Source organism: Natrinema zhouii, assembly GCF_013456555.2.
In the GTDB taxonomy this organism is placed as follows: Archaea; Halobacteriota; Halobacteria; order Halobacteriales; family Natrialbaceae; genus Natrinema; species Natrinema zhouii.
The window spans coordinates 457,694-481,614 of sequence record NZ_CP084882.1 but is presented as its reverse complement, the minus strand read 5'-3'; the positions used below and the strand labels follow the sequence as shown (position 1 = coordinate 481,614).

Annotated in this window: 27 protein-coding genes and 3 pseudogenes; 9 read left to right on the top strand and 21 right to left on the bottom strand. The window is 47.4% G+C overall.

Features of this window, described 5'->3' with window-relative positions; translation table 11 throughout:
- Positions 1 to 262 precede the first annotated feature (262 nt).
- Positions 263 to 1,266: pseudogene (locus HYG81_RS40105) on the top strand (DUF6610 family protein).
- A gap of 24 nt (positions 1,267 to 1,290) precedes the next feature.
- Here HYG81_RS40105 and HYG81_RS40100 read toward each other — a convergent pair.
- Together HYG81_RS40100 and HYG81_RS40095 are read right to left on the bottom strand one after the other, a co-directional pair.
- Entirely contained in the window at positions 1,291 to 1,575 is a 285-nt protein-coding gene (locus HYG81_RS40100) for a type II toxin-antitoxin system RelE family toxin (protein ID WP_226777713.1), read from the bottom strand.
- A complete protein-coding gene (locus HYG81_RS40095; RefSeq protein ID WP_226777712.1) occupies positions 1,565 to 1,861 on the bottom strand; it encodes a ribbon-helix-helix domain-containing protein in 297 nt (98 codons plus the stop codon). The genes HYG81_RS40100 and HYG81_RS40095 overlap by 11 nt, the downstream gene beginning before the upstream one ends.
- Positions 1,862 to 1,938: 77 nt before the next feature.
- On the opposite strand from HYG81_RS40095, the gene HYG81_RS40090 reads away from it, so the two are divergent.
- The gene (locus HYG81_RS40090; protein WP_226777711.1) at positions 1,939 to 2,307 is read left to right on the top strand and encodes a hypothetical protein; all 369 of its coding nucleotides are present in this window, start codon (positions 1,939 to 1,941) and stop codon (positions 2,305 to 2,307) included.
- 763 nt (positions 2,308 to 3,070) lie between these two features.
- On the opposite strand, the pseudogene HYG81_RS40085 reads toward HYG81_RS40090, so the two are convergent.
- From HYG81_RS40085 to HYG81_RS40065, 5 genes and pseudogenes are all read right to left on the bottom strand, one after another.
- A pseudogene (locus HYG81_RS40085) lies at positions 3,071 to 3,395 on the bottom strand (hypothetical protein).
- Positions 3,396 to 3,471: 76 nt separating this feature from the next.
- Positions 3,472 to 3,579 (bottom strand): DUF8129 domain-containing protein, encoded by a 108-nt coding sequence (locus HYG81_RS46115; RefSeq protein ID WP_486641985.1) that lies wholly within the window; start codon positions 3,577 to 3,579, stop codon positions 3,472 to 3,474.
- Positions 3,580 to 3,964: 385 nt separating this feature from the next.
- Positions 3,965 to 4,177 (bottom strand): hypothetical protein, encoded by a 213-nt coding sequence (locus HYG81_RS40075; protein ID WP_226777710.1) that lies wholly within the window; start codon positions 4,175 to 4,177, stop codon positions 3,965 to 3,967.
- On the bottom strand, positions 4,167 to 4,424 hold the full coding sequence (locus HYG81_RS40070; RefSeq protein WP_226777709.1) for a hypothetical protein: 258 nt from the start codon (positions 4,422 to 4,424) through the stop codon (positions 4,167 to 4,169). Before HYG81_RS40070 ends, HYG81_RS40075 begins: the two co-directional genes overlap by 11 nt.
- A 93-nt stretch (positions 4,425 to 4,517) precedes the next feature.
- Entirely contained in the window at positions 4,518 to 4,817 is a 300-nt protein-coding gene (locus tag HYG81_RS40065; protein ID WP_226777708.1) for a hypothetical protein, read from the bottom strand.
- Positions 4,818 to 5,058: 241 nt separating this feature from the next.
- Here HYG81_RS40065 and HYG81_RS40060 point away from each other — a divergent pair, with 241 nt between their 5' ends.
- On the top strand, positions 5,059 to 5,577 hold the full coding sequence (locus tag HYG81_RS40060; protein ID WP_226777707.1) for a hypothetical protein: 519 nt from the start codon (positions 5,059 to 5,061) through the stop codon (positions 5,575 to 5,577).
- Positions 5,574 to 6,587 (top strand): tyrosine-type recombinase/integrase, encoded by a 1,014-nt coding sequence (locus HYG81_RS40055; RefSeq protein ID WP_226777706.1) that lies wholly within the window; start codon positions 5,574 to 5,576, stop codon positions 6,585 to 6,587. Before HYG81_RS40060 ends, HYG81_RS40055 begins: the two co-directional genes overlap by 4 nt.
- Before the next feature lie 148 nt (positions 6,588 to 6,735).
- Here the strand turns inward: HYG81_RS40055 and HYG81_RS40050 are convergent, their stop codons facing one another.
- The 8 genes from HYG81_RS40050 to HYG81_RS40015 all read right to left on the bottom strand — a co-directional run bounded on the left by HYG81_RS40050 (position 6,736) and on the right by HYG81_RS40015 (position 15,104).
- A complete protein-coding gene (locus tag HYG81_RS40050) occupies positions 6,736 to 7,881 on the bottom strand; it encodes a PD-(D/E)XK nuclease family protein (RefSeq protein ID WP_226777705.1) in 1,146 nt (381 codons plus the stop codon).
- Positions 7,882 to 8,339: 458 nt separating this feature from the next.
- Positions 8,340 to 10,400 (bottom strand): AAA family ATPase, encoded by a 2,061-nt coding sequence (locus tag HYG81_RS40045; protein ID WP_226777704.1) that lies wholly within the window; start codon positions 10,398 to 10,400, stop codon positions 8,340 to 8,342.
- Positions 10,393 to 11,322: a hypothetical protein gene (locus HYG81_RS40040; protein ID WP_226777703.1), complete on the bottom strand. Its 930-nt coding sequence runs from the start codon at positions 11,320 to 11,322 to the stop codon at positions 10,393 to 10,395. The genes HYG81_RS40045 and HYG81_RS40040 overlap by 8 nt, the downstream gene beginning before the upstream one ends.
- A 2-nt stretch (positions 11,323 to 11,324) precedes the next feature.
- Positions 11,325 to 11,852: a hypothetical protein gene (locus HYG81_RS40035; RefSeq protein WP_226777702.1), complete on the bottom strand. Its 528-nt coding sequence runs from the start codon at positions 11,850 to 11,852 to the stop codon at positions 11,325 to 11,327.
- A complete protein-coding gene (locus HYG81_RS40030; protein ID WP_226777701.1) occupies positions 11,845 to 12,648 on the bottom strand; it encodes a hypothetical protein in 804 nt (267 codons plus the stop codon). The genes HYG81_RS40035 and HYG81_RS40030 overlap by 8 nt, the downstream gene beginning before the upstream one ends.
- 362 nt (positions 12,649 to 13,010) lie before the next feature.
- On the bottom strand, positions 13,011 to 14,018 hold the full coding sequence (locus tag HYG81_RS40025) for a hypothetical protein (protein WP_226777700.1): 1,008 nt from the start codon (positions 14,016 to 14,018) through the stop codon (positions 13,011 to 13,013).
- 325 nt (positions 14,019 to 14,343) lie between these two features.
- Positions 14,344 to 14,580, bottom strand: coding sequence for a hypothetical protein (locus HYG81_RS40020; RefSeq protein ID WP_226777699.1), 237 nt, complete (start codon positions 14,578 to 14,580; stop codon positions 14,344 to 14,346).
- A gap of 254 nt (positions 14,581 to 14,834) precedes the next feature.
- Positions 14,835 to 15,104: a helix-turn-helix domain-containing protein gene (locus HYG81_RS40015; RefSeq protein ID WP_226777698.1), complete on the bottom strand. Its 270-nt coding sequence runs from the start codon at positions 15,102 to 15,104 to the stop codon at positions 14,835 to 14,837.
- A 326-nt stretch (positions 15,105 to 15,430) separates the two neighbouring features.
- On the opposite strand from HYG81_RS40015, the gene HYG81_RS40010 reads away from it, so the two are divergent.
- From HYG81_RS40010 to HYG81_RS39995, 4 genes are all read left to right on the top strand, one after another.
- Positions 15,431 to 15,763 (top strand): DUF7344 domain-containing protein, encoded by a 333-nt coding sequence (locus tag HYG81_RS40010; protein ID WP_226777697.1) that lies wholly within the window; start codon positions 15,431 to 15,433, stop codon positions 15,761 to 15,763.
- Between the two features lie 83 nt (positions 15,764 to 15,846).
- Positions 15,847 to 16,800 (top strand): sensor histidine kinase, encoded by a 954-nt coding sequence (locus HYG81_RS40005; protein ID WP_226777696.1) that lies wholly within the window; start codon positions 15,847 to 15,849, stop codon positions 16,798 to 16,800.
- A gap of 107 nt (positions 16,801 to 16,907) precedes the next feature.
- Complete coding sequence (locus tag HYG81_RS40000; protein ID WP_226777695.1) at positions 16,908 to 17,318, top strand: universal stress protein; 411 nt, start codon at positions 16,908 to 16,910, stop codon at positions 17,316 to 17,318.
- A 110-nt stretch (positions 17,319 to 17,428) separates the two neighbouring features.
- Positions 17,429 to 17,740 carry a HalOD1 output domain-containing protein gene (locus tag HYG81_RS39995; RefSeq protein WP_340674443.1) on the top strand — a complete coding sequence of 104 codons (312 nt, stop codon included), beginning with the start codon at positions 17,429 to 17,431 and terminating at the stop codon, positions 17,738 to 17,740.
- Here HYG81_RS39995 and HYG81_RS39990 read toward each other — a convergent pair.
- Together HYG81_RS39990 and HYG81_RS39985 are read right to left on the bottom strand one after the other, a co-directional pair.
- Positions 17,704 to 18,240 (bottom strand): helix-turn-helix transcriptional regulator, encoded by a 537-nt coding sequence (locus tag HYG81_RS39990; protein WP_425607557.1) that lies wholly within the window; start codon positions 18,238 to 18,240, stop codon positions 17,704 to 17,706. The genes HYG81_RS39995 and HYG81_RS39990 overlap by 37 nt on opposite strands.
- Positions 18,241 to 18,484: 244 nt before the next feature.
- A pseudogene (locus HYG81_RS39985) lies at positions 18,485 to 19,012 on the bottom strand (TATA-box-binding protein).
- Between the two features lie 245 nt (positions 19,013 to 19,257).
- Here HYG81_RS39985 and HYG81_RS39980 point away from each other — a divergent pair.
- Positions 19,258 to 19,437, top strand: a complete 180-nt coding sequence (locus HYG81_RS39980) for a hypothetical protein (protein WP_226777694.1) — start codon at positions 19,258 to 19,260, stop codon at positions 19,435 to 19,437.
- A gap of 411 nt (positions 19,438 to 19,848) precedes the next feature.
- Here HYG81_RS39980 and HYG81_RS39975 read toward each other — a convergent pair whose 3' ends face one another.
- The 4 genes from HYG81_RS39975 to HYG81_RS45600 form a co-directional block, all read right to left on the bottom strand.
- Entirely contained in the window at positions 19,849 to 21,096 is a 1,248-nt protein-coding gene (locus HYG81_RS39975) for a hypothetical protein (protein ID WP_226777693.1), read from the bottom strand.
- Complete coding sequence (locus HYG81_RS39970; RefSeq protein WP_226777692.1) at positions 21,089 to 21,394, bottom strand: hypothetical protein; 306 nt, start codon at positions 21,392 to 21,394, stop codon at positions 21,089 to 21,091. Before HYG81_RS39970 ends, HYG81_RS39975 begins: the two co-directional genes overlap by 8 nt.
- Before the next feature lie 351 nt (positions 21,395 to 21,745).
- The gene (locus tag HYG81_RS39960) at positions 21,746 to 22,051 is read right to left on the bottom strand and encodes a hypothetical protein (protein ID WP_226777690.1); all 306 of its coding nucleotides are present in this window, start codon (positions 22,049 to 22,051) and stop codon (positions 21,746 to 21,748) included.
- Positions 22,052 to 22,670: 619 nt separating this feature from the next.
- The gene (locus HYG81_RS45600; protein WP_340674446.1) at positions 22,671 to 22,754 is read right to left on the bottom strand and encodes a TRAM domain-containing protein; all 84 of its coding nucleotides are present in this window, start codon (positions 22,752 to 22,754) and stop codon (positions 22,671 to 22,673) included.
- Positions 22,755 to 23,921 lie beyond the last annotated feature (1,167 nt).

The following is a 23,921-nucleotide window of genomic DNA, read 5'->3' as shown; positions in this document are numbered from 1 at the left end:
TGTTCGGGGACGACGGGAGCCAAACGCTATCGCGAACAGCACAGACTAAAAGGCAAGCACGGCGACATCTGGCTCTTCTTCGGCTGGGCGTCCCATTGATCCCCTCGCGAGCGGTTCTGTTGTTCCACTTCCTTTCAGGAGTGAGGAGACTCGCGTTTCAGGCGTCACCATCCTATTCGTAATCACCCCACGACCGCGAGGTCTCTCCTGATTTGTGGGGTAACGGGAAGAGCGCCCAACGCGGGTTCCAGCACTCCGTTTCATGTCCCGATCAGCACACCGGACAACGATCAGTGCCGACAGTGCCACCGAGATCCGAGCCGCTCGCCAGGCTGACTACGTCGCCTTTCTCCATCGAGTCCCGGTCGCGATCGACGCACTCTCACTCGGCTATGTGACCGGGTTTCGTGAGGATTGCTCCTACCAGCATACACAGTACGAGACGCTCGAGTTGCCAGTCGGGATGCTCAAAAATGACGCTCGCAATCCCGACTTCGGGCGGTACATCGAGCGCTTCAGAGAGTACGAGCTTCACGTTGGCGTCCTCGGTGATGCTTACTCTGTCGACGAGGCCCGTGAATACGTTCTCGCTGCGCGCGACCTTCAGGCGAGTTATCCTGAATCGGAGCTCGTGATCGTGCCGAAGTGCTGCGAGGCGATCGACGCGATCTCGGAGGCCATCGTACTCGGCTACTCGCGTGAGTACTCCGACCAGTTCGCATACGAGTTCTCGGATCCGGCAAACTGGCGTGGACGACGAGTGCACATCCTCGGTGGCAGTCCACCCAAGCAGGAACGCGATCGAGGCACTCACTCGGCCAACGCTCTCTGGGAATCCACCGGCAGACATCGTGAGACTCGATTGGAACGGATTGCATCGAGGAACGCAGTTCGGCGAATTCTGGACAGGCAAGAACTGGGACGACAGCGGGCGGGATGCCGATCATATTACCGTCCGAAAGTTAGTTCGTCACAGCCTGAGACAGATCAAAACGTTCTGACTGGCTCAGGGTATTTGGCTGGAGACGGGATCTCAGGACGAGGGCGTTAACCTCCAGTACGAGGGGACGACACCAAGCGATCTTTCGACAGTAGCGTATGCAGTGTGTGGAGCGAACGTCTGGACATCCGACCGTAGCCTGTTCGTGGCTGAACGATATTGGCAAGGTCTGCGGGTACTTCTCGTACCACTGTTACTTCGAGCATCGTCACAGGAATCAACTCGAAGAACTTTGTGGCGAAGAGAGTATGTCATTTCCAGCATAGGCTGTTAAGATTGCTACGTCATCATCAACCGTCCGCAGTGTAGGCTCCACTCCGGTGCACAATCCGATGGAATTCAAGGACTGACTCATCAAAATCAAGGGTGCAAGCGAGACGATATTGGCCGACACGGAGTTTGGAAAACGGTCCGCCGGTCAACGGGTCAAGGACATCCTCTGGATCTCGCCACTCTGAGTTCACAACCTCATCGAGCTTTGAGATGATACGATCTTGGATGTGTGGATCGAGCCCAGCGAATTGGTCCACAGCGCGTGGCGTGAACTTCCAGGTCCAGTTCTTGTCACTTGTCATCCTCGACTCGGTCCATCATCTCGACCACATCCTCTCGTGAGACTAACTCTGCGCTGCCGGACCGCAAGTCATGTTCGCTCGCTGCAATCTGTTTCCATCCCTCTCGGGAGAATTCAGGATGCTTCACCGCGTCACGGGCCGCATACCGAAGGAATTCGCTCCGAGAATTGAAGCCTTGCTCTTCCCAGGTGGTATCAATGTCCTCAAGGAAGGCTTTGCTCAATCGAAGATTGATCTGAACCATCTCTGGCCCGTTGTCGTTAACCCCGGTATCAGCATCGGACATATACATATGCTTTACGCACGCATATAGATAAACCTTTCAGGTGATCATATAGCTGTAGACCACAGTTCACACTCTCAATGATTGCTATCGATCCAACAGTGAAGATGAGATGGATGAATCACAGCATCCGGTTCACCGAAAATGACGAGCTGTCGTGGCACGAGCCCATTAATACGTTCGGAGATCCAAAAACGAAATACGCGATGTATCGAGATAAGCGCCCACCCTTGCCTGACTGGATTCTCAAGGTCTACCGGCAACTCAAACCCCGTATCTGTCGCGGCGACAATGGGCTGGCGAAGGAGAAGGCGACAGCACTCATCGTCACAGAGGAGATTGAGGAAGCCGACGCGGAGTACGCACTCCAACGGCTGATCGATCGTGGATATCTCTATCTGGTCGACGACGAGCTGTACGTTACTGATTCAGATGACGCTAAGGAATAGAAGGTTGACGGCTTGGTCCGCACACTTGCGTGGATTTCGAAGGTGTTCGACTCCGGTTTTCCTCGGATGACAGAGCAGAGAGTCTCAAGTTTTGCTGATCCCACATGAGAAGTGACGACACCGAACAGTGGTGTTGATCTGCCCCTGAGAGGGGTGAGGCGCTTTCGAGCAGACGAAAGCGTCAACACGACTGATTCCAATGGCAGTGACCACAGAGCGAGCAGCCTCGTTCACCGACACCGACTTTTCGGTGATCGTCTCCGTATAGCCGCCGTGGCCGTGCATATGCTTCGCGTCCGCAACAGCGTTGCTGAATGCCTTGTCGGTAGTCCCCCGAACGCAAGCATCTCGAACGTCACGGCACCCATTAGGATCACTTCTCCTCGAGCGCTTCGAAGACGGTTCGGTAGCGATTCATCTCTGGGAAGTCGGTTTTGTAACACATCGATCTCACCGAAAGCGCTCTGTTTCGAGCGCCTCCATGCTTCTGGGGCGTGATCAACACCACTGGCCGATGTGACGCGGATTCAGCGTCTCACCTGCTTGTGGGACGGTACAGGCACTGTTCGCACTCGAGAACCTACTGATCCTCATCGTCGAATCGTCCGGCCACCACAGCTGCCTCGTAGTGGGGATACGGATTACGTGGGTGTATCCACCTACGACGGGCGGATCGGGAGTCGCTCCAGCCAGCGCAAGTATGCGTGCTCTTGCGTCCGCATATGTGGTCTTTCGTTCGCCGTTGTGGGTACTCTCAGAAGAGTCAGTCACTGTTCTCACCGGGAGCATCGAAGAGAAACTGTATGCTGGCGTCCTCGCCCATCGGCATCTGCTGGCCGTCGGCCCGTATCCGCGAACAGTGATGCCTGATCAGTGTCGTCAACCTCCGAGTACCGAACTTCGACGCGGTCATCGACGTTGAACTCGGTGGCAGCGGGTCGATCAAGACGTGTTTCGACCTCGCGATGACTCACGTCGGCACCACAATCCTCGAGAGAGGTCTCAACGCTTTCTTCGGTCGGTTCGAGTCCACCATCATCGGTGAATGCTGTCTGGTACTGGATCGTAATCTCGGGTCGATCTATCATCTGAAAAACCTCTTCCCCTCTCGAGAGTGCAAGCAACACTTTCAGATCCTTGCAGGTGTCGCGATTGGTGGACCAGTTACGACTCCTCGCGAAGTTCTTCAGCTCGCTGAGCTAGCAGTTTGAGGATCGGAAGGCGTTGTTGGTGCTGGTTTTCGTAGGCAACACACGCCTGAAGTATCTCCATGTCGGTGATCGTCGCGACTCCCGCATCAATGATCCGGAGATTCGATGACTCGAGGCGCTGCTAGGGCGTCAGTGGCTCGCCAGTCTGGTCGGTATCTGACATTGTGGATCCTCTCACCACTCGAGGAGAGAAACAACACCACGAGACGGCTCCTCTGATCTGACGGTCATTTTGGAGTAGCGAGAGAGTCTCGCCGTATAGGTTCCCAGTGGTACTTCAACCGTCAGTTGATAGATCCAGTAGTCTATGAGCCTGGAGAAGAATCAGTCTCTGATAGAAAGGCGTGCGAGATAGAGAGGATGAATGTAGTGATACGTATATACGTTGTATTGCTCAATTAGATGATGAAATGTTGATTTTTATGCACTAAAAAAGAATAGAGAAGCTAGTCGTCTATCCCTTCAGCAGTAAGCGCGACCATCACTGCTACCTTCTCGATTAACTCCTCTTCATCAGCAATAATGGTGCCCTCGATCCGATGAACTTGTATCTCATTGGCCAGCACCCAGTCATCTATTGCGTGCTTGAGCGCTTCTGCAAGATCATCTGCTAATTCGATCTCGATATCATAGCTGTCGTGAGGGTCTTCAGAATTCATCGTTCTCTACAAGTTTAAAGAGTGTTTGGAACGACTCAGCCAGTCCATGTGCTAGCTCGTCTTTCGGTACGATGACAATATCATCACTGATTGCTAAGGGCACCTCGTCGTCATCCTCTACTTCCTCAAGTAGGGTGTGAGCTATCGCTGATAGCTGATCTTCATTTGGGATAGTGAAGTCGTTCGATTCATTGGTTTGTCTGTCGGCCTGTACGTCTTCCTCGTGTGGGTAATTCTCGTGTGTCATCAGGTTGGGTTCCACTGGTTAGAATCCAGAACTCCGCTGAAGCAGCGTTACCACTCCTTGTGTCCTGTCAAACTCACAAAGAGGGGTGGTCAGTTAGTCGTCGTCTTCTTCGGTTTCGAGGTGCTCCTCTCGGTATGCCTCGATATCGTCTTCATCGACTTCAACCCAAGCCATGAGGTTCGTAGGGTCCTCCTCAAAAAGCACCTCAGCGAGTAGAGGTGCGAGTTCGGCAAAGGTCTCGTCAATGTCTTCAAGGCCACTCCGTAGTTTTCCGCCTCTGGAACAGAGGCGATAGGCAGTTCGCTGTGCTTCTGACTCGTCTGATTTGAACTCAATGTAGGTGCCGCTCCCTCCAGAGTCGTCAGTCGACTTCTTGTGCTTGTGAATCGACATAGTTGTTAGTTTTCCTGCTTGCAGTCTTGCGACTTTTTGATTTTGCAAGCAAATAACTTACGCGCTAAAAACTAATAAATTTCTGTCTAAGCATTCAGCGATAAAATAGCTAAAGATTTAAAGCGTTAAAAATTTTTAGAAAAACAGAAATCGAAAAGAGCGTTCTTCACCACGTCCTCCGATGGGAGGACAACCCATACCTACCTATATGGATTTTGCGCGCGAATTTTTAAATAACGATATGGTAGATGGAATTGAAGATTTAGAGCGGGCAATCTGTATTGTCGTAGATGAGCTTGCTGGACAGACAGCCAGCAGGACAGGGCCATTCATAGCCGGATTCATCGAGTTAGAAGGTCCAGAGTATCCGAACGAACTATTTCGCCAGTTCAACAGAGCGATGAAGCGCACAGATCTTGAGCTGACGGTCTCAAACGCCGAGCAGGTTCGTAAGCAGGTCTGGTTCCTAAAGGAGGTGAACGTGCTCGAGGAGGTCACGTTAGAAATCGTCGAAGATACGCCCCGTGACGAATTCGACAAGCGATTCTACGATACCACGGACGACGTGGATATGAGCTGGCTTGAGGACGACATTGAAAGTATCGCGCTCGCGTTAGCTGGGCGCAGTGGAAACGAAGGGGTGTTCGCAGCTATTGGACAACCAGCGCCTGCTACGATTCCACCAGAGATTCTGAATCCACAGCGGATCTATTACGAGCAGAACAATCCAGAGTCCGCTTATTTGGAGGGTTCAGAATGAAATATGACGAGTACGAACAGAAAACGTCTCAGCGATATGCCGAGGCCACGTTAGCGGATAGGAAATCGTGTCTCCGACTCTTTGATGTGTGGTTAGCTGGTGAGCAAGTAGACGGTATCACTGGTGATGAAGCAGTAATTCGCTTTCGAAAGTTGAAACGGACGACTCGAGCAAGCTATGCATTCTCGAGTTTTGAGCCAAAGAGCTTCGAGGAGATTACTCAGTTCATCAGCGTGCTGTTTGATCTGGATCTCAGTCGGACAATGGTCAGGCACTACTACGACTCTATCCAGAGCTACTGCGACGAGATGGATCTCGAGTTCTTCGATCAACGAGAGTTTCGAAAATACCGAGATCGTCGCTTCAAGGGGTCGGATAGTGAGAGAGTCTATGGATTAGCAGCTGATGAGCGGAACGTCTATTACCTCGATGAAGTTGCTACGATACTCGACCATGCTCGATCACCTTACAAAGAGTTCTTCACGCTTCAGTATCTCCATTGTCGTCGCCCTGGAGAGATCCTATTGTTAGAGACGGATGACGTGAGGCTCGACAATGATCTTGTGTGGTACTCGATTTTGAAACAGCAACGAGGTGAGGACAATCGAGAGTATGTACAAATACGGAATGATACCGAGCGTGAATTGGTGAGAGAGTTAGTAGACAGGACCGAAGGGAATGTATTTGATACGACACTCAATAAGGTGCGAGAAGAGCTAAAGCGAGTTCAGCAAGAGCATGATGTGATTCAACTCAAGCTCAAAGACTTTCGCCACACACGGGTATCCCATCTGAAAGCTGCTGGATGGAGCGATGTGAAGATCAGAGACGAGTATACGAAACACAGACATTTGAGTACGTTGCAAGACAAGTACATGAGCTATGTGCCTGAGGATATCACGGAATACGATCTATGGAATGTGATATCCGTTAAACAGACGGAGAGTGATGGAACTGGAGAGACGGTTGATGAGATAAATCTTATCGTTGAAAAATATGGTCTGGAATAAGGAAAACAGAATTGAATCAGCGGGACATGGCCCTACCACATGCGTCTGATTTTCCTACGTAGACCCAAGGTTCATTCAGAGGGTGTCATAGTAACAGCTCACACACCAACCGTGTTGACCTTACCCATCGTTATGAACCTTGTCACTTTCACAGACTCAATTTAATTTCTTGGGTTTTTAGTAGCTTTGAAGCAACCTCTTCCACAGTTGAAGTGTCAACTGTCTCACCGAGGGTGTGGTCAAAGCCAATCACTACCCATCGCTCCTCTTTGAGCCATTCGTCATCCTCCAACCGAGACTCTATCTGGTCCTGATCAGTTACAGCATCCCCAAGGTAGCCATAGTACGAGAGTTGATACAGGTTAGCACCGTATTCGGAAGCCTGTTTTTTGATCTCTTTTCGATTATCTTGAACACGATTGTACAACTTTTCATCCCGACTAATGCTCATCTGATAACCAGAGATGATTTTGTGATCTTTGGAATCGAAATTGACAGATAAGTAGCTTCCGCTTCTTCCACCTACTTCACTGGATTGGTCAGCATATACAATCCAGATATGACGTGGGACGTATCCCCACTTCTTAGGAAAGCGATTCAGACTTGATGAGGTTCCATCTCGGTACAACTCTCTGGACTGTAATCCATCATCAGCAAGCAATCCATCCAATTTCCGCCTGAAGGTATTCACTTGCTCAAGATATCCGGCGAGCACCTGATTCGCCTCGTTGAGCTCCTTTGTAAGTGTTTTTTCCTGATTCAGAACGGAATGGAACCCATCAAACGGTTTGAACCCCTCGGTATGAAGCTTGTTCGTAGCAAACTCCGCAATAGCGTTTTGGGTGGATGATATTCCGGTTTTACTGAACTCAGCGAGTATCTCTGCAATTTTTTCCCAACCGATCCAACTGAGGTTGTCCTCTGGTATATTCAATGAGTTTAATCCTGCGGGTGTCGTGGTATGGCCGGTAATGAGATAGAGATGATGCGACTTGTCAGCATATTCTGTAAGATCTTGGAACTCGTCTTCCAACTGTGATGAATTGTACGTCGCGCCTAGTTTAGATTCAATAGCCAAAACCTGATTGCCGTCCTCTAATATCGCGTCAATCCGTCTTCGGGAGCCTTTTTGAATCTCTTGATCATACCGGACCTCTGGATGTTCTTCAAAATGACACACAGTGAATATTTCATTGAGAGCATCCGGTCCAAGTAATTCAAGAACACCAATTATTGTTCTCGTGAGATCGTTTTCTTCTTCTATGCTAATTAACTCACTCAGTCCTTGACTCATGTCTTTTGTACTATATCAATACAACATAATAGCTACCCTGATTTGTAATTTGTCATATGATATTATTTAAATTTTATATAGATGACTGCGTCGTCGGTGTACGGATCGGGTTCGTGCTCGAACTCAAAGATTTCGTAGATCTCATCGCGTTTGTTCTTCCTAATGGTATGAAGCTTCGTTACCGCCGACATCAGGGAACAGACCGGAATCCATCAAACTGTGATCCAGGTGTTGTGGATCTTCTTTCTCAAAGGTGTGTTCGCAGAGTCGTACCCGAAAAGAATATTGTCGAACAGAGGATAAAAACGATAGAGTAGTAGGTTATTTGTTTTCGTCAGACCAGTCGGTTCAATTGTTTTAGCCATCTATATCCGGTGGTCCAGAAAGGTTTCAGGTTTTGAACGTCCACTTCCACAGGCAGATATACAGAATTTAGTTTCAAACCAAAAATCGGCGAATTAGTCTTGTTTCTCTTTTTCTGCCCCTATATAGTCCACAATCGCGGACAACTCATACCCTTGCTGCAGTCTTTCCTGATCGGCAAGGTTCGAATCCGCCATCGCAACAACTATCTGATATTCATTAAGAACCTCAGTCATCTCCAGAAGGAAGTCCGTGATATCCGGAGCGTTCTCATCGTCCTGGCCGTTTCCATAAGGAGAGTCAATCAGCACCAAATTCAATGGGAGCGTACTCCTTTCTTCCTGTAGCTCTGCTAGAACAGCGATATGGAACAGAAGCATATGTAAAGTTAATTCTGCGTTCGTCTCTTCAAGAAGTTCTGGCTTCGACTCCGTCCGACCAGTTGTATGAACAGTGTACTTGTAAGAGTCGTCTTCTCTAAACGTCACTCCGGTTGCTGTCTCAAAGGTTCCACGAGTGAATACCTTCAGCAGTGACTCCATCCTCTGCCTCAACCGGTTCTGAACTCGTTTCCTAGCCTCTTTCTGCTCCTGGATGAGTAAGTCCTGAAAAGCTTTCAATGTCTTCTGGCGCTGCTCTTTCTGAATCCTTTCCTCGTTTAACTGCTTCCACTGCCACACATTACGAGCAACTTCATGAAGCTTCTCACGTCTTGCTTCAATACGGAGTTCAATCTTCCTACTCTGCTCTTGCAACTGGCCAATTTCGTCCTCCAAAGTTTCCTTCCGCCGTTTGTATTCGGAGAACTTCGACTCTTCTTCTTTCTTCTCTAGTTCTTGTAGCCGCTGCTTCTTCTCCTCAATCTCCTCATTCAGGAACTCGATTTCACCTTTGATCTGTCGCCTTCTGGCTTCGAGTTCTTCCAATTCCTCATGTCGTCTCTCCTTCTCGTCAACTCTGCTCTTTTCTTCGACCTCAGACACTGTGTCATAACGTTTCTGCGGGACTTCTTCCCCGCAGAGAGGACAGTCACCTTCTTTGTGGAACTGCTCGTGATTGCTGGGGCTAATCTCGGTTGTACAGATCGGACACTGGTTCGGAACCGCGACAAGCTGCTTCATTTCCTGAAGAGCTGGTGCAACCTCTTCCGTCACCGCCTCACTCTCAAGCTTCGAGATTGCCTGCTTGATTGAGCCAAACTCCTCCTGCTTCTCATCACGTCGCGTTTGAAGGTCGGAAATATCGTCCTTGATATCGATCTTCTCAGAGAGGTTTTCACTGACCTCGTCCTTATTTTCAATCAGGCGGGAGAGTTCTTCTCTTTCCGTCGTCTTCTCCGCAATCTCTTTCTCTGTCCCTTCCTGATCGGTCTGAAGACTTCGTATTTCGTCGTTGAGTCTAGAAGCACGCTGCTGTCGTTCCAGCAGGAGCACCTTCGCTTGCCTCTCTTCTTTGTCGGGTTGACACTCCCTGAGTTCTTCTTTGATTTTTCGTTCGACGTTCGTCACCGTAATTCCGAACAGAATATCGATCAGGTCACTGGCATCATCACAGTTGTAGAAGTTCCGCAGTTCACCTGTGATGACACTGTGTAATGAGAAAACATCGAACTCGTCGAACCCTCGTTCATAAAGCGGAGTATACCCGATAAGGTTGTTTACATCGGCCTGAGTCTGGCGTTGGGAGATCGGGACCTCGTTTTCACTTGGATTCTTGACGATGTTCGGTTCGTGATGGCCTTTGTAGCCTCCCCCATTTTCCATCTCTCGATGGATTTTGTAGTTGATTCCGTCCTTTGACCAGTAGCTGTCTGTCTCTAATTTATCATAGTCTTCGTGAATCGGGTCAGTTACAAGCGGGTTGTCGTCATCCCGACCGATTAGGTTGAACCGGGTTGCCTCAATAAAGCTACTCTTCCCCTTCGAATTCTTTCCGTGAATGATCTTATTCTGGTCAGTGAACGGAAGTTCCAGATTCGTAATCGCTCTGAATCCTCGAATCTGCATACGTTGCAGCAGAACCGGGGACTCATCGAAATCGAGTTTAGTATACCTACTGTCGAGGATATCAATAAACTCGTCTTCGTATTCTTCTTCGATGTCATCTTCTTGACTGATTGACTTACGGATCTCCCTTTTTATTTTGTCTTCAGACATCGATCAAACCCTCCTGGGCCGTTTCCATACGCCACGGTTTAGTGTCATATCTTACCTGCCTGCCGCGAATCAAGAGCTTTCGGTCACCGGCGTCGTGTACATCATCGATGCCGTTGATGTAGTTGTAAAGCTCTTCAATGGGCATAGATCCGAACTCTTTGATGACGGCATTGATTGCATTCTCCCATCCAGAAAGGACGTCAGTCTCCAGATTCTCTAACATCTCGGAGAACCGGTTCATCATCACTCTTCCCGAAGCACCAAGAGATATTTCGAAACGAGCATGTTGCTCAGTGATCTCCGGCGTGGATTCACCCTGCACCAGCTCCTCGTCGATCAGATCCGATGCATACAAACGGTACGTATCGTCCCTTAGATTTTTTGAGTACGGACCTGACTTCCTTTTCCGATAGGTATATCGAAATCCGGTTTTCTCGAGTTTTCCGTGGTCGTACGGTGCTGTGTCCTGTTCCGCTCGTTCCTGTTTGACCAGTCTCCGGTTGACCAGATAGACCAGTTTCTGAAGCCTGTACCGGCTATCAACCAGGCCATTCTCCGACTGGTTCGAGTATTGGTTCATCAGCTTCAGCAACATTGTTAAATCCAAAATCTCGTTTATCGAATACTCAATGACGTTCCACTGCTGGTAGACTTCGTCGTACGGAATCTCCCTTGACTCAAGCTGTTTAATCACAGAGGGATCGATCTCTAACTGTGCCAAGAAGCCGCGAAGTTGAGGGTCAGAGAAAACGTTGTCCTCCAAGTGCTTCAAATACCTCCCGTCGAAATGAGACAGATCAGTATCCGAAACCGAGGCCAAGTCATAGGCGAGATTGATGAACTCTTCTTCTTGATCCCTAGGGAGTTCAAGCCACTCTGCAACCCGTTCTACCGCTTTGTGATGTGTCTCTCTACGGGACATTGTCAGTTATGCACCCGTTGATAGACCTTCTTCTCCCAACCCAACACCCAGTTCTTTGCCAGGTCGCCTTGGCACTCCGGACAAATCCTCTTGAAGTACCGTTCTGTCTCCTTAAGAACATCGTCAGTACAAGTCGCAGTCTCTATGGACCGCGTCAGATTCTTCACTTGTTGTCTGGGGTTGCTGTAATCCGAGCTTTGGATTAGGATAACAATTTCAGTACTTCTTGGAATTGAGTTTCCTCTCAGATAGACCTCAAAGTCGGTATCGAATACTATGCTGAAGTCAACGAAAATGAGGCTATTTGGCACGACCTCTCCAAATTCTCCCACCTTTTCGCGGTTAAAGTGGTGAAACGTCGCTGAAAGCTCGTTGCCCTTATGGATACCTTGGTCCCCAATATGCTCGCAGCTCTCTAGTACTTGAATCAGATCAGAAATTGATTCTCCGAAGCAGCTCTTCGAGTCCATGAGAAATATGACTGTCTCTTTGTGTGGCCATACATCGTTTACTGATTCTGGTTTATTCATCGTTGGAGATCCTCTGAAGTCTTCTGATGATTGATTCGAATTCATTTGCCATCTTTCTTAACTCTTGTTGCTGTGGAGATCGAGATCGGTCAACAATAGATGCTTGCGGAATTTCTGGATAGGTGCGAAAAGCTTCGGTCCATACTTTCATATCGCGGGATAGCTGATGTCCCCCTTCAGTAAACGACTCATCAAGAAGGTCAGCACATTTCTCAACGGAGTCAGCGAGCGATTCGAAATTTTTTGTCAGCTTGATCGGTGCTTTGTCGTCATCTTCGATATCTGACCGTAGACTCTGTATCGACTGGATCTTGCTTTCCAAATCTACACGGTTTCTCGGTGTATTAACTTCGTATCTATCCAAGAATAGTAGAATTAAGAAGCCGAATATTGAGCCTACACTGAGTCCGAAAACAGCTTCGTTCAGTCCTACGGCAACCGAGGTATTCAACAGAACGGTGTGGACTAAGTATCCTATTCCTGTCCCGGCTATTCCGATGATGATGTATCCAGACGCGATAAAAGGCGGAACACAACGTCGATGGAGAAACGGCGAGTAGGATGTACGAGCAATTCTCCATGAGAAAAAGAAAGTTGCTAATAGGGATATTGTTCCGAGAAATGGGATTAATTTGAGAAAGGGTGATGTTGGCGAGATTTTGATGAAGCCGCTTATAGTGAACTGCAGAGATCCCAATACGAATAGACCTTCCAGTATGATTGCAACGAATAATCGACGGGGCAAGGCTCCGTATGTAAAGTATGAGAGCAACGGGGAGAAGGTCGAATTAGCCATCCAGTCTCAATTAGAAACTGACTGCTTGCCATATAATGCTTTTCCAGAGATTTAACAGAGACTTAGACAAGATTGGGGGCTCCAAGCAGTAGTAGACTTGTTATGAGACTCGAGAGCTTGTTTCTCAGCATCCAATTCCCATTCTCGTAGTGAATCGAACTTAGGAAGAGATGGTGCATAGACGATTCCGAGAATAAAAACGATTGAGACCATACTGCGTACATCCTCTATATTCAGCAGGCCAATCTTGACAACTTCTATAGAGACAGATCCTTGCCCCGATAACTGCACCACCCGTACTGACCGTTGAGAGGGACAAACTGCTCATATACGAAGGGTCTTCACAGAGCAGAGGATGTCTTTCAGACGGCTTCCTCTTCCAGGGCCGAAGATATGTAATGGCCCATTCGTATTCGCTTCCAGAAGGAAAGCCATTCTGTATTCTCATTATCGGCGCGTCTACAGAACTCACAATGGTCAGGGTTCCACAAATCCCAGTCTTCTAATTCCTTAAATGCACCACCATACCCATCCCCTTTGAACTCAAACACCTGAGATTCAGTTGGAGAGTACTGCCGGATTATTCTCGTGTCAATATTCCCTAACGGCACAGGGTTAGGGTAGCGGACGTTAATAGCGAAGTCTCCGAATCCTTCTGCCCCAGTCTCCTTCGCAATAGAAGGTCCAAAGTTTCGATTTTCCCCGTCATACGAGCTAAACGCGTTCATGATGATCCTCTCATTTTCACCGAATAGTTCACAGAGATAGCTGAAGTTCTCGTAACCTTGTTCTCCTTTCTTAAGCCTCCCAACCTCAATAAGATCAAAGAGGACAAGATCATCCTCACTTATCTCTGCTTGAATCTTTTTCAGATTGGCTTTCTGTTCTTCACTAAATTCTATCGGTCGAAGGAATAGACGGAGCGCTATAGAACCAAAGTGTGGAGAGACTTCATGGTACAATTGAAGGTATTGTCGGTAGGTGATCGGAGAGCTGAGAGTCCCGGATAGTACGGGAACAGAAATCCGGTCTTTGTTTTCTGCGAAAAAATCAGCAACACTACCGGACTCGTCGATCACACCTTGCACGTCCTCAGATAGGCTGTTCTCATCCTGAGTCAGGTAGCTGGGTAAATCAATAAGTACGAGATCTGCCGCATTTTGGAATACGGTCAGATTGTTCAAATCATCCCTCTCGGTAACCTCAATTACCGTATAGAGTTCTCCTCGGTTTGGACCGATAAAGCGGTTCAGACCGCCAAACTCTCTAATTACACTTCTTTCAGAGGGTCCATTTCTAAGTATCGGGGCGTATGCCAGAGGCTCGGCAGCTTCCTTTTCAGTATTGGAATTGATTTTTTCATTTGTCATTGTTGATGGTCCTGTTGGTTTCTTCGGCGGACCACTTCAACGCGGTCAGCGTATCGTGGTGTACTAGTGAAAAGAATGTCTGACGTTATAAGTCTAGGGACTGTGTACGTCCCCAAGCTAGAAGGCTTCTTCCTATAAAATCGGAGATATTAGGGAAATGAATGAACCTAGGACGTCTTTTGGTTATGGCAAAGTATGTATGGTTAGTTCCGACACCTAGCGTTTGCTCGTTGGTGCAACCGATGAATATGCTGGTTTAACAACTTCTGTTTTTCAATATACTCTTCAAATTCGTCCTCGGTCATGACCTTCCATATCATGATTGTTAGTAGCTGCTAGCTTCAGACATCGTTGGAGTGCTAGCTGGTTTCGAACTTCCTACTGTTTTTTCTCGCTTTGTCGTGTCTAAACTATCTACATCAACCTGTGTCCGCTCTCCAGAGGAAGTGTGTGCAATAATCTTGTCTTCGTCTCTTATTTCGACTCTCTCGAACTCATTTTCTTCTTTGAGTTTTTGGACAGCCTCAATCAATTGAATACCCACATTCTCTGGATCCTTCACTATCACACCGCTCTCGGCTTGATCTCGTTTTCTGGATTGTACTTGATTCCTATTTTGAGATCTTGACTGACTGTTCATGAGTACTTCTCGACGACGTCTGATCAACTCGGCACGCCGTTGAAATGGAGCCAGCTCTCCCATCACCATCTCTTGGAACGTCTCAACTCTCGATCCGAATGTCTGCTTCAATAGCACTGCGGGGGTATCCTGACGACTCGAGTGCTTTTGTGTGCGGTTTTTCCGAGTCATGATTATTAGAGTTCTCTCGCAATGTCCTGACCAAGGTCGGTGAGACTGTACATCCGGTAGCGATCACTCTCTGGCGTGACACACTCGACGATCCCATCTTGTTTAGCCTCTCTGAGGTAGTTGCCAGAGGTATTTGTTGAGACATCAATTCGATCAGCTATATCCGATGAATTTCTTGCAGTCTCGTTGAGTGAGAGCAGCATCTCACCACGCTTGCTCCGACGATACTTTGCAACTAGCCGCCAGAATTTACTATCGTTTTCCATCGTTGGCATGTACAATTACCACGCTCACAAGCGAGTCACGCGGGGATGTATAGTCCTTCTAATATTTCAGACGGGTCGATATTAAGGGATAACTGAATGGTCCTCTATGGGATAGAGATACGGTGACGGCTGGGAATCAAATGGAAGATTCGATTAGGATCATGCCGGGCTCAAGCCCCATAGAATACGATACCCCACACATGGCATCAATTAGCGAGTGAAACAACGAATGACGGACCAACCCCTCCCCATCCCTACGGTTGAATTGGGCGTGCGTTAGCTCCATCTGTTGGCCCACCGATGATGCTAAATCGGCGGTTCGCCTTTTCACATCAATGGTTTTACTAGATACAGTATTCGACCTCCTTAGCAATGAACGCCGACGTTTTACGTTGTATTATCTCAAAGAACAAGACGGCCCAGTGTCCGTTGATGAACTCGTAGCAACGATTGCTGAGTGGGAAGACAATCCACCGAGAGATTTTGCTGAGGACGGCCTTGAGCGACTAGAGATCACACTCGAGCACCAGCACCTCCCGAAATCGGCGGAGGTAGACTTCATAGAGTACCGTCCTGAGGAGGGCATTATCCAAACCAAAGGTATCCCTCCAGAAGTCGGTGCGCTTGTTACTCTTGCACGAATAATCGAGCAACCAGCAAACGACTAATCAGCCTATTACTGCTGAAAAGCGTTTTTCATGATGGTTCAAAGCCACTATCATTATACAAATAGACTAATGATACCTAGGAAATGGCCACACTTCGTTCAGTACTCAACCTATCACCACTGAAGATTTCAGCCGGGTATCTCATTTTCGGAGTGGTTTGGATACCTACCACAGACATCCTGTTAGCTGTCAGTTTTGGATCGCAGCAGATGCCAACACTCCTGGGATTGACCAAAGGATGGACGTTTATCGGACTGTCCACACTACTCATTTTCGCCCTTTCTTACCTCCACCAACAGCAGATGGCTTCGACGCAGACAAAGCTCCAAACAGCAAATCAACAGCTACAGGTCCTTCATCGAGTCTTTCGCCATAACATTCGGAATGACCTGAACGTCGTTCTTGGATACTCGGAGATTCTCTCTGAACGAGTCTCGGAGAGACAATCCCAATCGTATCTGAAGACAATCCGCCGAACAACAGAGCAGGTTATCGGTATCAGTGAGAAGCTTAAAGTTGTTGAGAATATTGATCCCACGCTCTCGAATGAGAAGACTGTCAATCTTGTCGATCTCGTCGATACCGAACTCCAGAATCTTAGCGATGCACATCCAGATGTTACGATCAGTACTGAACTGCCTGGTGAAGCATGGATTCAAGGCGATGAATCACTCCGATATGCTATCCGTGAGCTGCTCGAAAACGCAGTAGTCCATAACGATCATTCAAAAGGTGAATGCGACCTCTTGATCCAGATTGATCGAGTCAATGGAGAGCACCTACTCAAGATTTCTGATAACGGTCCAGGTATTCCTCAAGAAGAGCTACAGCCCCTCCAATTACAGCAGGAAACTCCACTCATTCATGCAAGTAGCGTTGGTTTGTGGCTTGTCACATGGCTCACTCGACTGCACGCCGGGGCCGTAGAATTCAATACTGATGATGGAACGACTGTTACTCTCCAATTTCAGGCGGAGCTAGACGTCCCCTTCATTGATACGAACTCCAGAATTGGTGAACAAGTACGGCGACGGTAGGATGATATCCTGATGGGATTGCTCCTCAGGATCCTATTACCATCAGTCACCAGTTATATGCACATACAACTCCTACGACACGGCAGCAACTGCTGAATTTCTACACTATGTCAGATAGCTCTACAATTTTGGTCCCAATTCGATATCCGTTAACTGATAGAAGCATACAAACACTCACTTTTGCGAACGATCTTATTAAATCAAACGATGACGGAGAAGTCTATGTCCTTCATGTCAACCTTTTCCAGAACGGAGATAACGCTCACCGCCATGAGATTAGTCGAGCAGTCATTCCTATCTTCGACGAGTGCAACCCGACTGTGATTACCCGCAGCGGGTTTCTTATTGAGGAAATCATTGCGACTGAAACGATAGAAATTGGAGCTGATATTGTTGTACTCGGAAAAAGCCAGAAACCGAGATGGCGGCGACTGCTGAGCAAAATTGTTGGGAATGATCCAGCAGTCGAATCATATCTTGGCGGACAGACCGCTGCCACAGTCGAAGTTGTTGAGTAGACGGTCTTTGAGATGGGAACACGTGAATAATTAATACTGTCCAAATCCAATTACTGATGGATATAATAATGTCGGCAGATATTAATAGAAAAGCGTGGCAGTGAATTTCAATGGCTGAGTCTCTTTCAGTGGACACCAGTGAGGTCATTGAACAGATTATTTCCGAGGTAGCAACCCGGAAAGGGACAGATCCGATTGAGCTCCCACCACTCTTTGAGGCAGTTGATCCTGATGCGCTCGAAGCAATTTTCGCGCCGACTGAACAAGGCGGCAAACGAGTTGGCCAGATCCAATTTCCATATGCTGGCTACGAGATCACCGTGGAGTTTGAGAACGAACTAGTTGTCTCAGTCACGGAAGGAACGAGGCCCTCTAGTGAACAGATTCAAGCTCGTGAAGAAAGGCGGGGAAGAAACGCGTAAAGCAGCAAGCCAAACGCAAGGTGCTGAATCATTGTCTGTTCGATAATCGCACAGACCTCATCTTCGTTCGCTATTGAGTACTCCTTTGTACGTACCATCGCATGCAGGTTGAGAAGGTCCTCTTCTTCGAGATTGTGAAGACTTGGATACACGGTCCCAGGACTCAGTTGGACATCGAAAAAGTAGGTCAAGTCCGAGAGAAGCTGCTTCCCGTGTGTTTCCCCGTGAAGTGTGATAAGCATGAGGAGAACCTCTTCGAGATTCTCTTTGATGGTCGCTTCGTGAAACTGGATATCGTCTATCGGAAGGGCGCTGGTGACCTGTTCGATGAGTTCATCAACCTCAGATTCCACATCAGGCGTGTCCCTCTCGACATATTTGGTATCTCGGTCATCGTCTCCTTGGGTATCTATGGACAGAGCGTATCGCTCTGATTCATCTGACATTGATCTCTGTAATCTCTCGAGGACAGATTCAGACTGATTGATGTCCTTATTCACGAGATTGTGGAGTTGCCACTGGGTGTACTTATCATCGTTGGCCAAAATTTATATGAGTGGGATATACAAGCCGAAGGTTTCGAACTATCCTAATCGGAAAATAGACAACTCACGTCTCGTAATAAGGAATACGACTATTATACTTCCGTGTCTCTGAGGCACTGTATCCGCGATTAGTTCACTTCTTGAACTTCCCCACCCCCAACGCGGGTACGACCCACCTTTCCGTAATATGTGGTCCATCTCACAGCAGTTCTAGCTTCTCGAGTTCGCTAGCAACCGTCTCAATTGCTCGTTCAGCGTCTTCATAGTGCTTTCCTCCCGTGATGATTACTTTTCCACTTCCGAAGAGGAGTAAAACGACGTCGAGATCCTCAGCACGCTACACCAGTCCTGGAAACTGCTCTGGCTCGTATTCGACATACTCTAAGCCGAAGCCGATAGCAACTGCGTTTAGGTTGAGCGGCTTTCCAAGATCGCCACTGGTGACGATATTCTGAATGGTGATCTCTGATTCAGGTGGAAGCTCAAGACCTAATTTATGGAGCGTTTCGAAGGTCTGTTGGATAGAAAGAGACACAGCCTCAATCGACTCTGCCCCTGTATTGACGATTTTCCCAGAACGGAAAATGAGGGACGCTGCCTTCGGATCTTGCGTACGGAAGATGAGCCCCGGAAATCGTGCTGGCTCATAAGATACTCCATCAAGATCTTCCGATAACGCTTCGAGGTTCACCTCCTGGTCAATACTCGTAGTCCCAACCACATTCACAGTATAGGGTTTCCAGTAGTGAAGACATGCGTTGTTATGTAGATGTACGTCGGAAGGATATAAACGAAAGCACTACTTCTAAGTACAACTACTAGAAATAGCCAACGATGACAGAATCAGAGAACCCACCAGAATCACAAGATGCCGAATCGGAGAAAGATGGACTCGTCACGAGAATCAAAAAGCTCCTCAACCGTAGTTGAATCATCAGCATAGCTTAGTGGCTACGAATCCCACTGGAAGGTATGGTAACTGACTGTACGTACTGTGGGAGCGATATCTATGAGCACGAACCAGTGTTCATAGCTGAGTTTGAGAGCGGTGCGAGGGTTCAAGACAAGCAGTTCTGCAACTACGCTTGTTTAGCGGCGTATATCGAAGAGGAAGGACTTACAGAAGGTAGCTTGTGTAAGATTGATTTGTGAACGGTAACATAGAGGTGCGTGAGCAAGCCATCTTACCACACATAGCTGGGTTAGCATATTCACTTACACTACATATAGCATAATATAGATAGTCCATCTATGTTGACCTTGGACCTATGAGTTTCCCCCACCGCAATTTTACTATATAATCGTATCTGGAATTATTCTATTATTATTTATGGGGTGATCAATTCCCCGTAATATGTGTAGAAAGCGGTGAGATCGCAGTTTATTGTGTGGATCAGAGGCCACCTATTATAAATATCTATATTTATTTTTTGGAATTAAATAGGTGTGAAGATTCTAATCTTCTACTCTCTATCATTCCCATGCAAAACTCTACCCACCCCGCCATAATAATACCTTATTTCACAACATGTTTTGTATGAATAACCATTCTGGTTTTGTCGATTACGCGATCTCTTCTTCATATCTCATTTTCGCTCCTTCACTACTCCACTTCACAGCGGTTATCTCGCCGCGGGTGTCTGTGTACTGTCTTTCAAAGAAGGGCGTCTTATCATCTAACTTTCTCAACACGTTGTAGACATGTGATTCACTGTACTCTGTTTCATCAACGATCTCGTTAACTTTCAGGGGGTTATCTGTAATATGGTGAAGAATTATATCCTCTGCAGTTTCTTGGGCACCTTCCTCAACCATCTGATCAAGCTGCCTGATATTCTGGATCACAAGATCTACGTCATCGAAGTCCGCAAACTCTCCCCACCACATAAGTCCTGCAACGTGCTGGCTGACTGCATTGCTTTCTCGAGGACTAAGATTTGGAAATCTTTCATAATATTCGTCTGGGATGTTTATCTTTCCAATGTCGCCCTCGATTACAGACGCTTCGTTGTCACTAGCATCAGCAGGTACTCCTACGTCTTTCACGATACGACGCAACCTCAGCGCTATCTCATCATCTATCCTGAAGACATGTTGATCGACGTGTCTTGTAAGCTCGCTTGTGAGACGTCGCCGTGGGAAGATTGGGTAGAATCTGGAGGCGTTGGCACCATCCACTATATGTTCTTTCTTGTATGTATTTGCCCAATGGAGCGCTTTCGTTTCGTAGGCAAACTTTGTATCCTTTAACCATGTAAAATTCTTACTGTCAAATTCGTTTTCAAGGTTGTCCTTTTTATCGTCATCAATCTTGCTTAGTTTGGAGAGTTCAGTGTTGATTTTTCCTCCTTCCATACCCTGGTTGACTAACTGCACTAGATCCTCATCATTAGCGATAGTACCATACTCGTCAATCAACAGGATATCGTGCTTCAATGCGTCGGGAGGGGTGAAATCGCCATCTTCCAATGATCCGCGATAGGCTGCCTTTGTGATATCACCGATTTCGCCCACCATCCCCTCACCAAGTTGTGGATCAAGAAGCAGACAGAAATTCTGAACGATGGTAGACTTCAACCAGCCTCGGGATGCATAGACCAACAAATGTCTCCGAACACGTCTATTAGAGTTGTAACTACCCTTTGTGTCGATATGCCAAGTTGCGATAGACGTGAGCATATTCCTTGCCAGTTGTTCACCCCACCATGAATATTTCTCCTCAAATGTCTTTATCACATGATGGAAGATCTCGTTTCGTTCATCCAACGTGAATTTAGCCAGACCAAGAGACTGACTAATCTGTTCACTCATTGCAACCTATAGCCGCAAATTCATCTCGTATCTGGTCTTTGCTGGAGTGTAATCCCTCGTATGGATAGGCTCGGTGCCCGCAGTCCTCACAGATGAAACGTTGTACCTCTGGTCGGACAGCGTGTCCTGCGAGATCGTAAGTTCTGAATGGTTGAAACGGGGTCCCTTCCTTTTCACAGAACTTTAGAAGCTCCTCTTTGTATACTTCACCAAGTGGTCTGTATGATATATCTTCATCTTCGACACTACCTGACGCTTTACCGTTAAATTTATTAACGTTTGTTTCGTTATTTCTCATGTTGTTTGGTTATGTTATAGACTGATACCGCTCAGTCTTCCTCACTCCGTTCGCTGGCACTCGATGGCTGAGACCTCTCCGAGTGCTGTTTTATCAACTATCTAGTTCCTCGAGCCGCCGCCGAGTTGCATCACGTACCAAATCAGATTTTGAGGCGTATCCTTCCTTTGAATAAACCTCTTCTACTTGTTCTGCAAGTGCTTCCGGTAACTCCACATGCATTTCGTTATGACCTCAAATATATAGGCACAACCGAGGTATAAATTTATTTCCCCTAGTGCCTTCCTCGATCTAGGGAACATTCGTCTACTTTCGTACTAGCCTAGCAGAGACCGGTGGTCTAGATACCGATTACTCCGAATGCTTTTTATAGAATTCGTCCAGGGAATCTTCATTTACAGCGACCAAGAAATCCCCTACGAGCGCTCTCCGATCTAGATTTGAAGCCTGGATTGTCTTTGCAGCTCTGTACCACTGTTGCATATCCTCGGCTTCGTCTCCGGCAACATCCACATCTGGGTGGTCTGGATTGTCGAAGGTTACATGGGTCTGCTGTTGTGCGTTTCCGTCTTCTTCTTTATACTTGTTTACATTTATTGTTCTTCTGGATATAACGCCTCCAGTAGGCAAAACCCGCTGGTAGAATTGAACTACCATGTAGTACCAACACGGGTAGTGGTATCTCTCAATGAGAGTGATGTAGTAGCGGTAGGTGCTACTGAAATAGAGAAGCGGCCCATGAGACCATACAAACTTCTCAGAGCGATTGCTAGTATAGTAGTTGAGCAATCGATTGCCTTCTCAAGGGATCGTTGACTATCCAGAGATATTACTATCCTATCTAGGGTAAACACAGAGCATTACTACAGGAGCAGCCCCTAGGTGAACATCCGGAGAAAGGAATTCCATCTAGGTGCGCTAAGTTAGATATTCTCTGGATAGACATACTTGATTGTCGTTTATCATCTCCTTTGTACAGTAAATATTAAAATTTTCCTGTAGCAGCCTGAGAGGCATAAGCTGAATCGATCCAAATCAGTTGGCCACCCCGCATGCCCCTTCACATTTTGCTGTAAGGTCGAGATCGGCGCGTGATCCCGGTTGAATCAAACACAAACGATGACCATTACGGATTATCCGAATGACGTGCATCGGGTTTGTAGACAGTCCCATCCATCGAAAAAATCGTATTAAGATTTCTAGATATCTGCTCAGACCTGTCTGTTGATAGTCTGTCCGACAGCAAAGTTCTCTTTTACTATCTCAATCTCTATCATCACTTCGTCACCTTGTTGGTGTTGGGAACAATTACGACATACCCTCTCTCAATTCTCCCAATCCCATCACCTTGATCACCCATGTCTTCAATTACTACCTCACGAACGTCACCCTCCTCAACAGGTGGACTAGAACGACTTCGTTCAGTTTGCGTTTTGTCGAGCATGTCATAGAAAAATTCGCAGGAGGTTGGTTTCAACTTGCTCTGTTTGAATCAGCCGGTAAATCGGTCTGTGCATGTGTCATGCCGGTAACAGTCAATAGGTAGAAGAGCAAGCGGTCAATCTCAACACGAGATTTGGCAGCCAACAAAACATCGGCGGTGATCGTCCAATGACGGTCCAACCAATCACCGAGGGTAGCCCGTCGAAATTCGTAATCTACCGAATAACGCCAAAGTTAGTGTAGGTCTCTTCGCGATAATAGTCCATCGTCACGCTCAGAGATCAGCAATGGAGTCGCGATACTGAAACCGACACTACACTTTCGGAGATCTCCAGAATACGGAGCAAGTCAAACGTTAGGTAGAACTGGATGATTTTGTTAGGCGGTTTAAAGTCTCTACTGACATGTGGCCGTGAAGATTATGGACTCTTGTCGAAATTCAGTAGTATGAAAAACAGATATACTGTAATCTTTGCGATTGAAGGCGTTGCAATTGGAGTGCTCCTTTATCTTGCACTACGTCAAACTATCCGTCACTTTATCGATATTTCCCAATTGATACCACAGTTTCCATACGTTGGCATCGTTGCGAATGTCATCGGCCTCGGGGTCCTTCTCCCGTTGGTTGTTTTCGCCGCGATCTCAGTGACGAAGAATCTTGGACTGGACAAAGCCTAGCAGGAGTTGCAGAACCGTCATGTCCGTGAGAGTAAATCTGAACTAGGGACACCATTGAGGCGGATTAATATCGACGAAGCCTGCTGGACGCCGATCTGGGGAAACTGCGCTCGGAGATCGTCGTCGACGCCGACGGCACGACCGGCTCGACTAGTCGAGCATCCGTTCGACCTCGATAACAGTAGTTAGTAGTACGATATTTTCGCTCAGAATGAGATGTAGAACTGAGCAACCAGATTCGGTAACTATGCGTGCGGACTGAATAGCCTATTCACTCTAAGACGAGTCGGAAATATCCGCACAGTAATACCTATGCAGAGGCGGTATTGACCGGCGAAATAGTCGGTGCGACAAAAATCGAATTCGGCCAAGTCACATGCGTACTTACTCTCCTTGCCACGGGAAG

Bases quoted from the DNA above. Each gene is read 5' to 3' on its own strand.
- HYG81_RS40100 (WP_226777713.1), bottom strand. From the start codon at position 1,575: ATGACAAGTGACAAGAACTGGACCTGGAAGTTCACGCCACGCGCTGTG.
- HYG81_RS40095 (WP_226777712.1), bottom strand. From the start codon at position 1,861: ATGTCCGATGCTGATACCGGGGTTAACGACAACGGGCCAGAGATGGTT.
- HYG81_RS40090 (WP_226777711.1), top strand. From the start codon at position 1,939: ATGATTGCTATCGATCCAACAGTGAAGATGAGATGGATGAATCACAGC.
- HYG81_RS46115 (WP_486641985.1), bottom strand. From the start codon at position 3,579: ATGGAGATACTTCAGGCGTGTGTTGCCTACGAAAACCAGCACCAACAA.
- HYG81_RS40075 (WP_226777710.1), bottom strand. From the start codon at position 4,177: ATGAATTCTGAAGACCCTCACGACAGCTATGATATCGAGATCGAATTA.
- HYG81_RS40070 (WP_226777709.1), bottom strand. From the start codon at position 4,424: ATGACACACGAGAATTACCCACACGAGGAAGACGTACAGGCCGACAGA.
- HYG81_RS40065 (WP_226777708.1), bottom strand. From the start codon at position 4,817: ATGTCGATTCACAAGCACAAGAAGTCGACTGACGACTCTGGAGGGAGC.
- HYG81_RS40060 (WP_226777707.1), top strand. From the start codon at position 5,059: ATGGTAGATGGAATTGAAGATTTAGAGCGGGCAATCTGTATTGTCGTA.
- HYG81_RS40055 (WP_226777706.1), top strand. From the start codon at position 5,574: ATGAAATATGACGAGTACGAACAGAAAACGTCTCAGCGATATGCCGAG.
- HYG81_RS40050 (WP_226777705.1), bottom strand. From the start codon at position 7,881: ATGAGTCAAGGACTGAGTGAGTTAATTAGCATAGAAGAAGAAAACGAT.
- HYG81_RS40045 (WP_226777704.1), bottom strand. From the start codon at position 10,400: ATGTCTGAAGACAAAATAAAAAGGGAGATCCGTAAGTCAATCAGTCAA.
- HYG81_RS40040 (WP_226777703.1), bottom strand. From the start codon at position 11,322: ATGTCCCGTAGAGAGACACATCACAAAGCGGTAGAACGGGTTGCAGAG.
- HYG81_RS40035 (WP_226777702.1), bottom strand. From the start codon at position 11,852: ATGAATAAACCAGAATCAGTAAACGATGTATGGCCACACAAAGAGACA.
- HYG81_RS40030 (WP_226777701.1), bottom strand. From the start codon at position 12,648: ATGGCTAATTCGACCTTCTCCCCGTTGCTCTCATACTTTACATACGGA.
- HYG81_RS40025 (WP_226777700.1), bottom strand. From the start codon at position 14,018: ATGACAAATGAAAAAATCAATTCCAATACTGAAAAGGAAGCTGCCGAG.
- HYG81_RS40015 (WP_226777698.1), bottom strand. From the start codon at position 15,104: ATGCCAACGATGGAAAACGATAGTAAATTCTGGCGGCTAGTTGCAAAG.
- HYG81_RS40010 (WP_226777697.1), top strand. From the start codon at position 15,431: ATGGTTTTACTAGATACAGTATTCGACCTCCTTAGCAATGAACGCCGA.
- HYG81_RS40005 (WP_226777696.1), top strand. From the start codon at position 15,847: ATGGCCACACTTCGTTCAGTACTCAACCTATCACCACTGAAGATTTCA.
- HYG81_RS40000 (WP_226777695.1), top strand. From the start codon at position 16,908: ATGTCAGATAGCTCTACAATTTTGGTCCCAATTCGATATCCGTTAACT.
- HYG81_RS39995 (WP_340674443.1), top strand. From the start codon at position 17,429: ATGGCTGAGTCTCTTTCAGTGGACACCAGTGAGGTCATTGAACAGATT.
- HYG81_RS39980 (WP_226777694.1), top strand. From the start codon at position 19,258: ATGGTAACTGACTGTACGTACTGTGGGAGCGATATCTATGAGCACGAA.
- HYG81_RS39975 (WP_226777693.1), bottom strand. From the start codon at position 21,096: ATGAGTGAACAGATTAGTCAGTCTCTTGGTCTGGCTAAATTCACGTTG.
- HYG81_RS39970 (WP_226777692.1), bottom strand. From the start codon at position 21,394: ATGAGAAATAACGAAACAAACGTTAATAAATTTAACGGTAAAGCGTCA.
- HYG81_RS39960 (WP_226777690.1), bottom strand. From the start codon at position 22,051: ATGGTAGTTCAATTCTACCAGCGGGTTTTGCCTACTGGAGGCGTTATA.
- HYG81_RS45600 (WP_340674446.1), bottom strand. From the start codon at position 22,754: ATGGGTGATCAAGGTGATGGGATTGGGAGAATTGAGAGAGGGTATGTC.